Annotated in this window: 6 protein-coding genes; 5 read left to right on the top strand and 1 reads right to left on the bottom strand. The window is 57.6% G+C overall.

The window, feature by feature from the left end:
• Positions 1-23 precede the first annotated feature (23 nt).
• Together HMPREF1153_RS09430 and HMPREF1153_RS12960 are read left to right on the top strand one after the other, a co-directional pair.
• Positions 24-12356 (top strand): two-partner secretion domain-containing protein, encoded by a 12333-nt coding sequence (locus tag HMPREF1153_RS09430; protein ID WP_232208271.1) that lies wholly within the window; start codon positions 24-26, stop codon positions 12354-12356.
• A 145-nt stretch (positions 12357-12501) separates the two neighbouring features.
• The gene (locus tag HMPREF1153_RS12960; protein WP_198003347.1) at positions 12502-12612 is read left to right on the top strand and encodes a nitrate reductase; all 111 of its coding nucleotides are present in this window, start codon (positions 12502-12504) and stop codon (positions 12610-12612) included.
• Between the two features lie 198 nt (positions 12613-12810).
• Here HMPREF1153_RS12960 and HMPREF1153_RS09425 read toward each other — a convergent pair whose 3' ends face one another.
• Positions 12811-13635 (bottom strand): flagellin, encoded by an 825-nt coding sequence (locus HMPREF1153_RS09425; protein ID WP_009646727.1) that lies wholly within the window; start codon positions 13633-13635, stop codon positions 12811-12813.
• Positions 13636-13818: 183 nt separating this feature from the next.
• Here HMPREF1153_RS09425 and HMPREF1153_RS12955 point away from each other — a divergent pair, with 183 nt between their 5' ends.
• The 3 genes from HMPREF1153_RS12955 to HMPREF1153_RS09415 are packed head-to-tail and all read left to right on the top strand — an operon-like array spanning position 13819 to position 15430.
• A complete protein-coding gene (locus HMPREF1153_RS12955) occupies positions 13819-13971 on the top strand; it encodes a hypothetical protein (RefSeq protein ID WP_009646744.1) in 153 nt (50 codons plus the stop codon).
• On the top strand, positions 13968-14381 hold the full coding sequence (locus tag HMPREF1153_RS09420) for a type II toxin-antitoxin system death-on-curing family toxin (RefSeq protein WP_009646733.1): 414 nt from the start codon (positions 13968-13970) through the stop codon (positions 14379-14381). Before HMPREF1153_RS12955 ends, HMPREF1153_RS09420 begins: the two co-directional genes overlap by 4 nt.
• A complete protein-coding gene (locus HMPREF1153_RS09415; protein ID WP_232208270.1) occupies positions 14327-15430 on the top strand; it encodes an alcohol dehydrogenase catalytic domain-containing protein in 1104 nt (367 codons plus the stop codon). Before HMPREF1153_RS09420 ends, HMPREF1153_RS09415 begins: the two co-directional genes overlap by 55 nt.
• Positions 15431-15499 lie beyond the last annotated feature (69 nt).

The raw sequence follows: 15499 nt of genomic DNA, 5'->3' as shown, positions 1-15499 counted from the left end.
AAGGAAGATAAGAAATGAGAGGAATGAGCAAGAAGGACGCCTTGGCTTGTCAAGTCAGCCTTGGTCTCTTTGCCGGCCTCCTCGGCATTGCCTCGACGGCGCACGGTGCGCCGATTGCTGACGGCGGCGGCCCAGCGAATAATGGCGTGCGTGCAGGCAGTGCCGCGATCAGTCAGTCAGGAACGACGACGAACATCACGAGCACCACGACGAACAATGTCATCGGCTGGAAGGATTTTTCCGTCAAGAGCGGTGAGACTGTGCAGTTTGATGGCGGCGCAAAGACGAACAATTACCTCAATATCGTCACGGGCAATGTGACGTCGCATATCGACGGCGAGATGAAGGGCGGCAACAACGTCTATATCGCCAACACGCATGGCGTCATCTTCGGCAAGGGTGCGAGCGTCGATGTCGGCAATCTGTATGTGACGACGCAGGATTTGACGGGTGTCGACTATTCGCAGGCTGCGAACAGCAGCAAGATCGGCGATGGTACTGTCATTGACACGCCAGCAAACGGGAAGGCGGCTTCGTCGGCAAAAGCCGATGTCGTCAGCCTCGTCGATAATACCTCTGGGAAGAACTTGAAAGCAGCTAAGATTGTCCTCGAGGGCAGGAGCGTTCGCATCATGAACGATGCGAATATCGAGTCGAGCGAGGTCTATACGCTTGCCAATACAGATCCACTGAAGGTGGAGGCGGGTGGCACAAAGACGGTGCGCCCGTATACGGGCTATGTGCATGTCGGTCATACGAATACCGGAGTCTTACCAGGAGATCCTCTGCCGACCGTAGGAGCTGGAGGAAAGTACAAAAACTTGACGGGGGACAATCTGTACAAGCTGATTGGCTCGGAATATGAGCTGGACCTCATGGAAAAGAACAAGAACTATATGCTGCGCAGCGATATCACCCTGACCGGCACGCATACGCCGTATGGCACGAGCACGGATCCGTTCAAGGGCAAATTCGATGGCATGTTCCATGAAATCTCAGGTTTGACGCTTGGCGCGGGCACGAGTGCGGAATATGTGGGACTGTTCGGCACGACAAAAGGCGCGACCATTATGAACGTCGGGCTGAAGAATGCAAATCTTTCCTCTGTTCAATATGGCGGCGGTCTTGTCGGTCATGCCAAAGAAAACACGGTTATTAGTGCCGTCTATAATGAATCGACGACAAGTATTGGTGCGGGAAGCTATGCAGGCGGCATCGTTGGAATGTTGGATGGTTCATCATTAGATCATGCCTATAATGCTGCGACTGTGACGCAAGGGGGAGGACTGGCTGGAGCTATAACTGGCAATGTCAAGATATATGCTGTTTATAATACTGGGACAACTACAGGTGGAGTTTCTGCTGGTGTTTATCAGGTTTTGGACAATTATGTTGCAGGCAGTTTTATTAAAGACGCATATACTACGACTGCCGATTTGACTGCACCAACGACCCAAAATTTTATTTTTAACTCCTATACCAAGAATTCTAATGGTAAAGCAACCCTTGTTGTACCTAGCGGTACACCGGTGGAAAAGGATGCCAAACAGGCAGCAACCTACGCTGGTTGGGACATCTCCGACGAGGGTGGTGCGAACAAGACATGGCGCATCTTCGCGGGGCAGTCGACGCCGCTTCTTACCGCCTTTATGAAAGGGACAGTGCAGGCGGAGTATTCGTATGCCGATTTTCAGCAGGCGAATCACGGGCATTCGGACAATATCGCTTCCGGCTATACGGTGCAAGCGGAGGACAAGACGAACGGCAGCTATGTCAAGCGCCCAGGTACGGAGAGCAATGGGGGCAAGGACATCACCAAGCGCACTTACAATGCCGACTATCTGAAGATCGCGCATAAGGACGGCGACAACTACACGCCCGTCACGAGCGTAGGTACGACGGATGATGACATCAAGCTCTACGGCGCGAAGGATCGCAGCCTTGTGGAACTGAACAAAGCGGACTCGCAGGGCAAAGGCGGCGGCGGCGGCCGACGCAATGCGGGCAAGGAAGCCATGCTCGTCAGCGGGCAGCACGGCTACGACATCGCGGGTGCGAACGTCACGATCGACAAGCGCAAGGTTATCGGTGATGTTGGCCAGATGGGCAAAATCCAGCGTGAGTACGACGGCACAGCGAACGCCGGAGATGCGTTCAAAGCAGCGCTCACGGCGGGCAATGTCGTCGTGCGAACCGAAGGGCTCGTCGACGGTGATGGCGCAACGATGACCATAAATACCAACGGCGTGACGTTCCGCGAGAAAGGCAACTGGACGTCAGGCGCGGCTCTAAGTCCCAATGCTGGATACAACAAGTCGATCTATGTAGACAGCTCCAAGGTGCATTTCGGCAACGCCGACGGCAATTACGAATTTGATGCGACGAAGATCAACGACAAGAAGCTCACGGGCAATATCCTTCAGAAGACGATCAAGGCGAAGCTGACTACGGATACGGGGATCAACAAGACGTATGACGGCACATCGGCTGTCATTGGCGCTGCTTATCAGCCGAATCCCAATCTTGTTTTGGATTCGGCGACGCCGCTTGTGGCATCGGGTGATGTAAAGCTAAACCAGGCTGATGTCACGGCGAAGTACAAGACGAAAGCGACGAATGAGGAAGCAAAGAACGCAGGCGCGCACGATGTCGCATATGAAGGTGTCAAGCTCACGAGCACGACTCCTGGGATGACGAAGAACTACAAGCTCGTCGATCAGGAGGGCAATGTCCTTTACCGTGAGGCCATTGACGATGATCCGAATGCAGCTGCCGCCGTGACTTCGGGCGGCACGCTCTGGGGGAAAGGCACGATTGCAAGGCGCAAGCTCGATGTAAACCACTTCAGCATCACGGGCGCTTCGAAGGAATACGACGGCAAGGACTACCTCCTCGTTGACGGCACGGAGCATAAGGTGGAGGTTGCGGTCGATGCGAATGCCGGCACTGCTACGGACACGCAAAAAGGTCTTGTCGAAAAGGACAAGAACAACCTCCAATTCACGATCAGCGCCACAGACGGCAAGGCATACTACAAGAACGCCAGCAATGCCAATACGAAGGATGTTTACTCAGCTACAAGCCCCAACGGCGCGCAGTTTCTTTCCTATACCCTTAAAGCGAGTGGCTCGGCGCTCGAAAACTATGCGTTCGAAGATGGCGCTACGACGAAAGACCTTACGACTACAGACACGTATGACATCAAGAATACAGCCACAATCAAACCGCGCACGATTACGCTCGACCTCTTGAAGAAGACGGGTATCGACAAGGTGTATGACGGCAATGCGAACGTCAAAGATGAGAACAAGGTCTTCGGCACGAACTTCGACTATGCCGCGGGCGCGACGGACAAGCACAAGCTCGTCGCGGGCGACGGCGCGAGCATCACGGCGACGTCTGCCGTCTACAAGAAGAAGGCGAGCGGCTTGGAGACTGCCGACAAGGACGTCTCGCGCACGGCGACGGGCGATGTTATTGAAGATGGCAAGGGCGTCGAGTACAAGATCGGCCTCGCGGGTACGAATGCCGCGACGAACTATCGCCTGAAGTATGGAACGAACACGACGAACGGCGGCGCAACCGATACCATCACGATGACGGGCACGGGCAAGATCACGCCGAAGAAGCTGACGCTTACCTCTACTTCGACAGTCACGCGCGGCTACAATGGCGGCTCGGAGGCTTCGGCGTCGCTGCTGGATGGCAAGCATACCCTCGACGGCAAGATCTCGGGCGATACGATCGCGCTCAATACGGGTACCGGCACTACGATCACGGGAACGTATTACAAGGACGCGACGAAAGCTGAGAAGGCCGTAAACCGCGGCACGGACTATACCGTGGCATATACGGGCATCTCGAAGGCTCTCACGGGAGCGGACAGCGGCAACTATGAGATTGACGATGCGTTCGACGTCCTCGGCGATATCACGAAGATGGTCCTGACGAAGGACAACCTCAAGATACTCTTGAAGAGCAAGGTCACGAAGACGTACGATGCGAACGAACGTGCCGAGGCGGACGGACTGCGGAAGCTCACGGTCGATGGGACGGAACTCAAACCGGGCATCGGCTACGAGATTGAGCGGGCGAACTCCGTATATTACAATACACTTGCCAATACAGGAGACTTCAAGGCACCGAACGCAAACGCGCAGGAGGATGATGGCGCTACACTGCACGCAGGTGCCGCTGCCTATGGCGTCAAATATAAGATCAAGCTTCTCGGAGATGCCGCAGGGAATTACGAGCTTGGCAACTGGACCGATGGGAATGCGGCGACAACAGGAAAGTACACGGTGGACGGCAATCGCATCACCTTCGAGCAGGAAGGCGTCGGCTACATCCAGTCGCGCAAGATGTATGTGAGCCTCAGCGGCAACGCCAAGAACCCGGAAATGACCACGAAGTCCTACGACGGAACGACGAAACTGATCCTCCAGGGAGCGACCAGCGGAGATCCGTTCCTCAGTCTTGGCAATGGCGGACAGAAGGACGCGGGATTTGCCACGAAGGATGATGGTTTGTATGATGCGTCAAATATCTCGACGGGCGCTTATCAAAATCGCAATGCCGGCGTTGCAGACGACAAGGTTCTCTATACGCCGAAGGTTACTGGTGTGCAGACGAACTATGTTTTCTACCATGCGCCGGACGGTGGCTCGACGTATGCGGGACAGAAATGGGATGCTGCGCATGCGCCACTTACGGGCAAAGGCACGATCACCCAGGCGGATCTTCTCGTCAAGGCTCCTACGGACGTCCGGCGGCAGTACAACGGTGATACCAATGTGGATGCGGTGCAGGGCAAACTGATCTTGGCGACGCAGAAAAAGCACGAATCGGCGCCGGGAGCAGACGATGCAAACCGCTCCACGGGTGTACTTGACGACGTCCAGCTCAATGAGATCGACCCGTCGAAGGACGGCACGGGCGCAGGCCTTTCGGACAAGTACTATCGCCACTACAATGCTGCGGATGTCAATGTGGATGCTGCTGCGCAGGATCAGGCGAAGTATGTGACGTATCGTCGCATCAAGCTTACGGGCACGGATGCAGGGAATTATCGTCTGGTCTATGCGGTAGGCGGAGGAGAAAAGCCTCTCGACAAGGATGCGGATTACGCCGGCTACTATACAATGACGGGCAAGGGCATTATAGAAAAGCGCCAGGTCAATAAAGATGATTTCCGCTTTGATTTTGCGGGCGTCAAGAAGGTCTACGACGGAGATACTCCCGTAAAGTACGACAACGATTCGACGAAAGCGGCGAATTACATCACGAAGGTTGCTGTTGATCTTGGCGGCACGATCGGTGAGAAGTCTCTTGGCTATACGCTGGTTGAGGCCAACTATCTGGACAAGAACGTAGCTGCAAATTCGGGTACGGGTAATGTCACCTATAAGCTCAAGCTCAACGATGACCTGCTGAAGAACTACGATTTCGCCGATCTCAACAATACGGCGGGACAGGCTGTGGGCTACAGCTACGACAGTGCGAACAACACCATTACGCGCACGCTCGGCGTCGGCACGATCACGAAGCGTCCCGTCTATGCACATGTCGTCAACTCCAATGTGACGAAGACGTACAATGCGAAGAAGGACGTCATCGATGAGAGCGGCGCTAAGCTTTCGGGCGACCAGCTCGTGACGTTCGACAACGTCAAGAACGGTGTTGCTCAGGCGGAAGCCGGACTGATTAAGAAGGACAATCTCGGAAACGCGACGACGGCTTCCTACACGGAGAAGAAGGTCGGCGATCAGAACAGAACGATCGACTATACGCTTGCTCTCAGCGGCAATTCAGCGCTCTTCAATAACTATGAATTGCAAGATGAGAATGGCCATGCGACGTTGACGACGCATACGAACACGATCAACCGCCGTGCGCTGAGGCTCAAGGCCGATGCGGTCACGAAAGTATTCGACAACACGCCTAATGTCAAGGTCGGCGGCGTAGATTCCCCGAATGACGGACTGCATTTCTTTGACGGCAATGATAAGCAGTGGGATGACAGTCTCACGCCTGTACAAGATGATGTCAAGATCGACACCGTCGCCCCCAACGTCTATGCGCGTGAATACAAGTCGAAGAATGCGACGAGGACAGAAGAGGATAAGAAGAACAACGTCAACTATACGGGTATCAAGCTCACGGGCACGGATGCAGCGAACTACTATCTCGCCGACAGCGAGAAGAACGCGCTCCAGGGCAATGATACGGCAGGTTACACGATGACAGGCGACGGCGAGATCACGCCGTTCCAGGTCACGCGTGCGAATTTCAATCTGAAGCTCAAAGACTTGGACAAGACGTATGACGGCAATGTCTTCGTCAAGGATGGCACGCCTGAAAACCCTGCGGGATGGAAAACCAGTCATATCGACAAGAGCGAGATCACAGACGGCTCGAACAACCATCTCTACGATCTCGATGTCGATAAGGTGGCGTCGGCGACGTATCGCAATGCTGCGGATACGGCGGACGACAAGAACGTGGACACGGGCAAGAAGGTGCTCTTCAAGCTCAAGTTCACGAAAGATACGCTGAACAACTTCGATTTCGACGCTCTCAAGACGGCGGATGCCAACGGCAGCCGCATGATTGACGGCGTTTACCATGCCTACGATACGGGCAAGATCACGCCGAAGGATCTGCGCGTCAAGCTCGATGGCTATGCACGCAAGGCGTATGACGGCACGGCGGACGTCAAGGACGTCGAGGATCGCCTGTCCTTGGTGAAGGAGGATATCGTTTCAGGCGACGAGGTTTCTCTCGGAAGCTCGAAGGGCTACTATCAGCAGGGGACTGCCGCCGGATCGCCGAAGGTGGCGAATGCGAACATCGCGCCGGCGGCGGCGAACGCGAACGGCTACGACGTCGCCTATACCGTGCAGAGCGATGGAGCGGACAGGAACAACTATCGCTTCATCAATGCGGCGGACGGCACGGTGGTCGACCACAACGGCGGCAGCATCTATGCCAAGGGCGACATCGAGAGGCGCAAGCTCTATGCGAGCACGAAGCCCGTCGAAAAGACGTACAACGCTGATACGGATGTGCGTATCAACAATGCGCCGGCAAATGCCAATGACCTCGTGGAATTCCACGACGCCGAGGGCAAGAAGGATGTGGTCTTTGCGTCTGGCTCTTACGGCACGAATGCGACGACGGCAGCCTATGTGGCAAATCCCGCCGTCCCGTCTGCCGCTGCTGCAGATGCGTCCGATACGGCGAACAAGTGGGTCAAGTACACGCTCAAGATCGACGGTCAGGATGCCGGCGGCACGGACTATGCGAACAACTACGTCGTCTACGACGAGGAGCACCCGAACAGCGTCCTCTATGATGCGGCGGCGGGGACGAACGACGGCCTTACGACGACGGCGAACAAGATCAACCGCGCACCTTTGACGGTGACTGCAGGCTACGCGACGAAGCAATACGACGGCGGCAAAAAGGTCAAGAACCCGAGTCCCAACACGCTCCTGAACATCACGGGAGGCTGGAAAGGTACGGACGGCGGCGATCTGAACCGCACGGACTACACGGCGACGTATCTCGATGAGAATGTCAACAAGGAAGGCGTCGACTACGGCAATATCCAAATCGACCCCACGGGAACGACGAAGGTGTCGAATTATACCCTGTCGTACAACGGCAAGGAAGTCGCGCGAAATGGCGAAACCTACAGTCTGCACGGCGATGGCGAGATCACGAAGCGTATCCTGACGGGTGACGACCTCAAGGCTGGCTTTACGACGACGCCGATCAAGAAGTCGTACGACGGTACAGCGGACGTCAAGAACCCCGTGCAGTATGTCAACTATATGCGCACGCGCTACACGAAGGACGACGGCACGCCGCTCGACCTTAGGGCGGATGGCTATACGGTCGAGCGCGCCGACTATGTCGCGAGTGCGAATACCGCGGCGAAGGACGTCGGCAAGAGAAAGGATGTCAAGTTCCAGTTCGCCTTAAGCGACGGCAACTTTGACTATTCGCATCTGACGGATGCGAAGCGCGGTGCCGATGGCGTCTACCGCTTCAGCCAGAACTATGACCGCGATGCGTCGGGCTTTGGGCGCGGTGAGATCTTTGGTAGGCGCGTGGCGCTGACGCTCCACCTCGTGCAGAAGGTCTACGACGGCACGACGGAGGTCAAGGGCGGCTACTATACGAAGGACGAGAAGACGGGCAAGTTCGTTGAACACAATCCGAACCTCGACTGGAAGAAGGTCATCACGCTCGACGGCGACGGCAAGATCGGTGGCGACGAGAACAGTGGCTTTGCACATGGTGAGAAGCTCGACTTCAACGCGACGGGCGAATATACGGATGCTAATGCGAACCGCGACCCGCATTACACGGGGCCGCTGCAGCCGGCGAACAAGGACGTCACCTACAAGATGCGCCTCAAGGATGATGCAGCGAACAAGAACTACACCTTCCAGATTCGCGTCGTCGATGCGGCGGGCAATACGTTGAAGACCGCTGCGTCGGAGACTACGACGTTCATCGATCCCGCGGACAGCACGGTGCATGACGGGCACAAGTTCGACGGTCTCGGCAACATCTGGCAGAAGCAGCTGACGCTCACGAAGACGAACGGCTGGGGCAAGAACTACGACGGTAACGCCAATGTCACGAATGCCGTGAAGAAGGGGCTGCAGTTCGACGGCGTTGCACAGCGTGACACGGGGTTCTTCAACTTCAGTGACCCCGCAAATGCGAGGGCCAACACCTTCGCTGGGAAGCTCTCGGGACGCTACGGCGACCGTGCTGTGGAAGGCTCCTTCCTTGACACGCCGGGCAATACGGCTGTCTATAAGCATGTCAAGCGCCCGCAGGGCAATCTCAACGGTACGCCCGAGGCGCGCGACGTCGAGCTTACGGGCATCAAGGATGCCCTTGCCAGCCTGCAGACGCCCGGTTCCGTCGCAAACAACTACTTCTACGACGGCGACAACACCGTCTACGGCACGGGTGTCATCAAGCCTTTGACGCTCGACCTTAAGAAGACGTGGCTGAAGAACGGCGCGGACTTCTCCAAGACGTACGACGGAGACCCGCTTGCCAAGATCGGCGGCAAGGCGCTGAGCCCTGATAACAAGCAGGCCTTCCACGACAAGCTCAAGCTCAGTGTCGATCTCGGCACGGGGGAAAGTCCCATCGAGCTTGACTATACGCTGTACGGCGATGAGAAGGGCGACTACGAGGGTTACCGTCCGCACTACGAGAACCTCTCGGGCGGACATGCGCACCACGGTCAGAGCGACGCCAATGTGAAAAACAGCGCCGATCCGATGGATACGCTGAACAAAGACATCGTCTACAAACTCAAGCGCATCAACGGCGACAAGGCGTGGGCGAACCAGACCGAAGGCGCTCGCTACAAGGATTGGGAGCTTTCGGAGAATCCGAGCGGCGCCGATCTCCGCTTGAGTGATGCCGCGACCGATACCCATACCGACAATACGTCGGGACTCAGGGCGGTGATCACGCCGAGGAAGGTCGATGTGCAGGCGGACGCCTACAGCAAGATCTACGACGGCACGACGTCTCTGACCGCACCTTCCCTGAGCGCCGGCGAACTGGCGAAAAAGCAGCAGGAGCTCCGCTCCAAGCTGCATGTCACGGACGAAAAGGCGGCGAAGATGCTCAAGGACGATGGCATAGACTTCACGGTCGATACAGCTGCTTCGCATTTCCTCAACAAGGACTCGCGCACGGCCGATGCCGATGTGGCAAGAGACCGCGCGGGCAACGTGCTCAAAGACGCCAAGGGCAATGTCCTCAAAGACGGCAAACTCGTGGAGTATAGACTCCAGAAGACGGGCGACGCCGTCAAGCAGGGCAACTACGAGCTGCCGTCGGCGGCACTTCCCTCGGGCGTGCAAACCGACACCGTGCTCGGCACGGGCAGCATCACGCCGCGCATCGTGCGCGTAGCGTTCGATCCGGCGAGCACGGCTGCGCCGGACAAGATTTACGATGGCACGCAGTATGCCGTCAAGGACGGAAATATCCATAGCCGCACGTTCAAACTCGTGGATGCTGTAGGCGATGAAGGTGTCGTCGCGGCGGACGCAGGCGATGTCAAGCTCAATCAGACATATAACGTCGGCAGGTTCGCCTCGCCGAACGTCAAGAAGGACAAGAACGGCGTACAGGCGCAGGACGTCACCTACCATGAGGGCATAGAGCTGACCAATCGCAGGAACAAGGCGGGCAATTATAAGCTCGTCAGTGACAATCTCAAAGATACGGCGAAGATCATGCCGCGCCCGATCACGGCGACACTCAAGAATGAGCCGATCGTCAAGGAGTACGACGGTACGAAGGAAGTTCAGGATCTTCGCAGGTACATAGGCAAGGACGCCAATGGCAAGGATGCGTTTGAAACGAAGACAGCTTTCCGCGAGGGCAACATCAATCTCGTGGACAAGAATGCGAAAGTCACGGGCATTTTCGCCCCCGCACAGCCGACTTGGGAGGCCAAGGACAAGGCGAGGGGCATGACGCTGACAAAAGCGGAGTACGACAATAAGAACGTCGGCAAGAACAGGCGTGTGACGTACGACATCGCCATGAACAGCGACAACTACATGCTGGTCGATGCAGCGGGCAGTTCGCTGATGTCGGGTGACCGCAAGGCGCAGATTGTGTCAAATCGGGGCGAGATCGATCGCCGTAAGATCAAGATCGATGCTGCGAAGGACGCCAACAAGATTTACGACGGCACGGCGAACGTCCTCAATCCGCTCGGCAATCTGAGCTTCAACTATAACGGAGCGAGTGCGGAGCAGAATGAGGCGAACGGTCTCGTTAAGGGCGAGGGCGATGCCGTGAAGACTGCTCTGGGCGTCCAAGGCGTCTACCGCAACGACAAGGACAGCGACGTTGATGCGAATGCAGCCGACAGCGACGCAAAGGACTACAAGAATCACCCGGTGCGCTACACCTTCAAGAAGGATGAGGAGCACAATCCCGTCCTCGCGAACTATGAAATCACGACGGCAAAGGGCGACAACACCATCTACGGCAAGGGCATTATCCGACGCCGCACGCTGGACGTCCTGCCCGATTGGCAGGCGACGTACGTCGGTAAGGGTGGCATGAACTTCACGGGTCACATCGCGGACGGTTCGGCGCAGGCGAACGAAGGAAGCCCGCTGACGGACAAGGTCAAGAAAGATTTGCAGAGCTTCAACAGCGGTGTGTTCTTCTATGGACCGAAGGGCAGCGTGGACTACAGATCCCCGGATCCGTATGAGATTTTGGGCTGGTACACGAAGAACGGCGAGAAAACGCTGGCGAACGGCAACTACGGCAGCAACTATACGCTGCGTTCCGTGCCGAGCAAGCTCTTCGTCGCACCGCGCGTCGACAAGGTCGTGCCTGAGCGCACGATACGTCCTGACAGCAAGGTGTACGAGAGGGCTGCTTTTGATGAAAGCAACGCGTTCGGCAAGAGCAAGGATCTTAACGCCGCGCTCGCCTATACGGGCGAGGGCGTCAACATCGGCGGCACGAAGCCGCAGCAGGGCACGAGTGCGAATGCCAGCGGTGCGGGCATCCGCCAGCAAGGCACAGGGACGAACATCGGCAGCAGTGCGAGCGTTAGCGGCACAGCAGGTGCGAACGGCAAGGTGCAGGGCGCGACGGGCGCGGCGAATGAAGCCGCGCGCGCAGCGGGTGCACAACCGGGCGCAAGTGTTAAGCCGCAGGGCGCACAGCCGGGTGCAGCAGTCAAGCCGCAGGGCACGACGAGCGGCAACGCCGCGCTTGCCGGCGGCGCAGCAAGTCAGGGCGGCTACTACCGCCCGAGCGCACAGCAGGGCGCAAGTGTTAAGCCGCAGGGCGCACAGTCTGGTGCGGCAGTCAAGCCGCAGGGTACGACGGGCGGCAATGCCGCGCTTGCCGGCGGTACAGCAAGCTCGGGCGGCTACTACAGCCCGAGCGCACAGCTGGGCGCAAGTGTTAAGCCGCAGGGCGCACAGTCTGGCGCAGCTGTCAAGCCGCAGGGTGCAACGAGTGCTGTCGGTTCTGCGGGCAGAACTGGCGGTGCAGAAAGCGTCGTTGATCGCGGTCTTGCCGCAGCAGCGGGCGTGAGCGTCGGTTCTTCGAGCGACGCTCGCACGGGCGCGAGCGGCAGTCTGCGTAACTCGGGCTCTTCGAGCGGTGCAGGCTCCTATGCGGACGGCTCTTCAAAAGCTGCCGACCGAGGCCTCGCCAATGCCTTGGGCAAGGGTGTGGGCAGTGCCGGCTACTACAGCGGCAAGGGCTACAGCCATACCGACGATGACGAGGAGGAGGAAATCAAGAAGAAGACGAAGGCATCAGCATGATCGCCGCGCACGTCTGAGCATAAGGAAGGAGGCTCCCGCCGCAGCGGGAGCCTCCTTCTGCTATGTGCATGGCAGAACGTGCCGAAGTATGCTATACTTTATACGTTGCCTCTCCAGACCGGCAAGGGAAGGAGGTGCATTTGCTGTGGAGGATATCGTTACAACCTTCCTTCTCTCCGTCACGGCAGGGGTGGTCTGCCACTACCTTTGTCAATGGCTTGACGCGAGAGCGAAAGGCAACAAGCCTGAGCCTTAATCCCAGCTCGCAAGAAAGAGGATAGAAAATCCCCCCAAGGTACCATCTTGGGGGGATTTTCGTGCATGTACTATGGAATCGTTACAACATTCCTGCCATCTACAGTATAACATATCTGTTTGTTGTTATGCAAGTCATTCTATCGATGGCATAGAAGTGAAAATTTGATTCGGACGATAGGAAGAAGATATTACAAGTTTAGCGAAGCAGAGCCAGGGCAGAGTAGTGGGATGCCATCGTGTTCATCTGCGCTTTCTGCGCGAAGAGGAAGAGCTTCTGCTGCGTATCGTTGTTCTTGAACTCGCTCGCGGCCTTTGCCATGTCGGTGCCGTTGCTCGTTGTCGAGGCGGCCATGAGGTTTTCTTCCTGCGTGACGAAGTTTGCCGACTGGTAATTGAGGCGCTGCTGTGCCGCGCCGATGGTCGTCGCCTGGTCGAGCGTCTTGTTGAGCGCCGTCGTGACCTTGTCGAGGGCATCGGCGATGCCGGCGTCCGTGCCGAGGTTCAGCGTGGATTTGCCGTTCGCGTCCGTCAGGCCGAGCGCGGAAGAACGCATGTCGCCGAGGTTCGTGATGCTCGTCGAGCCGTCGAGGGAGGCGACGTTCGCGGACTTCGAGCCGTCGAGGAGGTTCATGCCGTTGTACTGGATGCCGGCGTTGTCATTGAGCGTGGCGATCGTCTGATCGACCATCTTGCCGAGATCGCGGCGGTCAGAGTCGCTGTTCGTGCCGTTGGCGGCGTTGAGGAGCGTCTGCTGCAGCTGGCCGAGCGCTTCGACGGAAGAGCTTACGCCGCCTTCCGCCGTCTTGAGCATGGCATTCGTGCGCTGCGAATTGGCATCCGACTGGCTGACAGCGGCGATGTTCGCATTCATGCGCATGTCGATGGCATAGGCGGAAGGTCCGAATACGGCGGACGGGTGCTTCGTGCCGCTCGAAATCTGACGCGCGAGGTTGTTCGATGTATGGTTGATGCGGTTCAAGGTCGAGTGCTGGATGAGGTTGTTTCCGAGTGTGATCGCCATGAGGCAGCACATCCTTTCGTTGGTGACGATATGTTCATTCGTATACGTTCATTATAAAAGAAATTGAAAAAGAAAGCAAGACCTTTTAACTAGAAAAAGCAAAAGTAGGCGCAGGCGGCAAAGTGTGGTATACTATAGGGCAAGGAAAAGAACGCATTTCCGAGGCGCGAGGAGGGGTGTGCCATGGGCAAGCCAATGACGAGTGCAAGAAATGAGGAAAAGATGGAAAGAAAGACGAGCCGGACGAGCCTCGAAGCGGCAAAGCTGATTCGGCAGGCTTCCATAGAGCTGATGAAGAAGAACGCGAAGCTCTACAAGGAGTTGGAGAATCGATGAGCAAGATTCAGTTGGTGGTGGACGATGTGCTTTATTTCCACGAGGAAATGGAGCGCACGTCCCGCATGGAGAAAGGCGTGCGCGACATGGGGCTGCTGGCCTCGGCGGTCAACGCACCCTTCCAGAGTTTCGGCGGCGTGGAGCTTTATCCGACATTGACGGAGAAGGCGGCGCGGCTGTGCTATGGCATTGCGAAGAACCACCCGTTTTTTGACGGCAACAAGCGCACGGCGCTTCATTCGATGCTGGTGTTCCTCGCGGTCAATGGCTGTGCCTTGGAGGAAGAGGACGCTGTGCTCGAAGAGGTCATCATCGACGTGGCAGCGGGCAATATGGCATCCGATGAGCTGGCAACATGGCTGAGCGAGAAGGTGCGGCGTCGGGAGATGGAAGGGATGTGGCATGGATGAAGGCATTGCGGCTGTACGGGGCGCGTGATCTGCGTCTGGAGGAAGTGGAGCGCCCCGAGCGCACGAAGGACGAGGTGCTGCTTGAGGTCAAGGCGTCGGGCATCAGCATGTCCGACGTCAAGAGCGTCTACGAGATGGGCGCGCCGGAGGGCAATGTGCCGCAGATCCTCGGGCATGAGTTCGCGGGGCGCATCGTTGAGGCGGAGGATGTCGCTCTTGTCGGTCGCGCGGCGGCGGCGTATCCGATGCTTTTTTGCGGGCGCTGCATGGCGTGTCTTGACGGGAGGCCGCGCGACTGTGGCGAGATGCAGCTCTACGGCGCGGGGCGTGCGGGCGGCATGGCCGAGTTCGTAGCGGTGAAGAAGCAAAATCTCGTGTTTTTGCCGCCCGACGTGAGCTTTCGTGCGGCGGCGCTGACGGGAGCGGCGGCGGTGGCCCTGCATGCTTTCCGCAAGACGGGCGTAGGCCCTGGCTCGACGCTCGTGGTGTTCGGACTCGGCTCGATCGGTCTGGCGCTGGCGAGCTGGGCGCGCGAGGCCGACGTCCGAAACGTTGTGCTCGTGGCGCGAACGATGGAGAAGGCGGCGTTTGCTCGCTCGCTGGGCTTTTTGCAGTCGGTTGACATCGAGGGCTCGGACGTCTACAACTACGTCATGCGCCTGACGGGTGGGCGCGGCGCCGATGCGTGCATCGAGGGTCTCGGCGAGGGCGGTGCGCTGGAGACGGCGCTGCTGTCCGTGAAGCGCGGCGGGCGCGTCGTCGTCATGGGAAGGCCGGAGAAGAGCCTTGAGATGACGGGCCTCATGTACGATCTCTTGCTGCAAAAGGAGGTCGAGTTGCACGGCGCATGGAAGAGCAGCCTCAACACGCGCCCTGCCGAATGGCTCGACGCGATGAACGCGATGCGCAGCCATGCAGTCGATGCTGAGGCGCTCGTGACGCATACCTTTCCGTTTGAAAAATACGAGGAGGCGTTCGCCTTGCTGCACGACAAGCAGGAGATGTACTGCAAGGTGCTCTTCGTGAACGGGGAGGAAGCGCATGGCTAAGCGCAGCAAGCGTCAGAAGAGGGTGCAGGGCGGCTCAGCGAAGAAGCCGCTCGCGGCGTTTGCAGGCGG

This window comes from Selenomonas sp. CM52, assembly GCF_000292955.1.
In the GTDB taxonomy this organism is placed as follows: domain Bacteria; phylum Bacillota; class Negativicutes; order Selenomonadales; family Selenomonadaceae; genus Selenomonas.
This window is presented reverse-complemented; position numbering and strand designations above follow the sequence as displayed.

Excerpts from the sequence above, each read along its gene's own strand:
- HMPREF1153_RS09425 (WP_009646727.1), bottom strand. The coding sequence starts at position 13,635 with ATGGCGATCACACTCGGAAACAACCTCATCCAGCACTCGACCTTGAAC.
- HMPREF1153_RS09415 (WP_232208270.1), top strand. The coding sequence starts at position 14,327 with ATGGCTGAGCGAGAAGGTGCGGCGTCGGGAGATGGAAGGGATGTGGCA.
- HMPREF1153_RS12955 (WP_009646744.1), top strand. The coding sequence starts at position 13,819 with ATGGGCAAGCCAATGACGAGTGCAAGAAATGAGGAAAAGATGGAAAGA.
- HMPREF1153_RS09430 (WP_232208271.1), top strand. The coding sequence starts at position 24 with ATGAGCAAGAAGGACGCCTTGGCTTGTCAAGTCAGCCTTGGTCTCTTT.
- HMPREF1153_RS09420 (WP_009646733.1), top strand. The coding sequence starts at position 13,968 with ATGAGCAAGATTCAGTTGGTGGTGGACGATGTGCTTTATTTCCACGAG.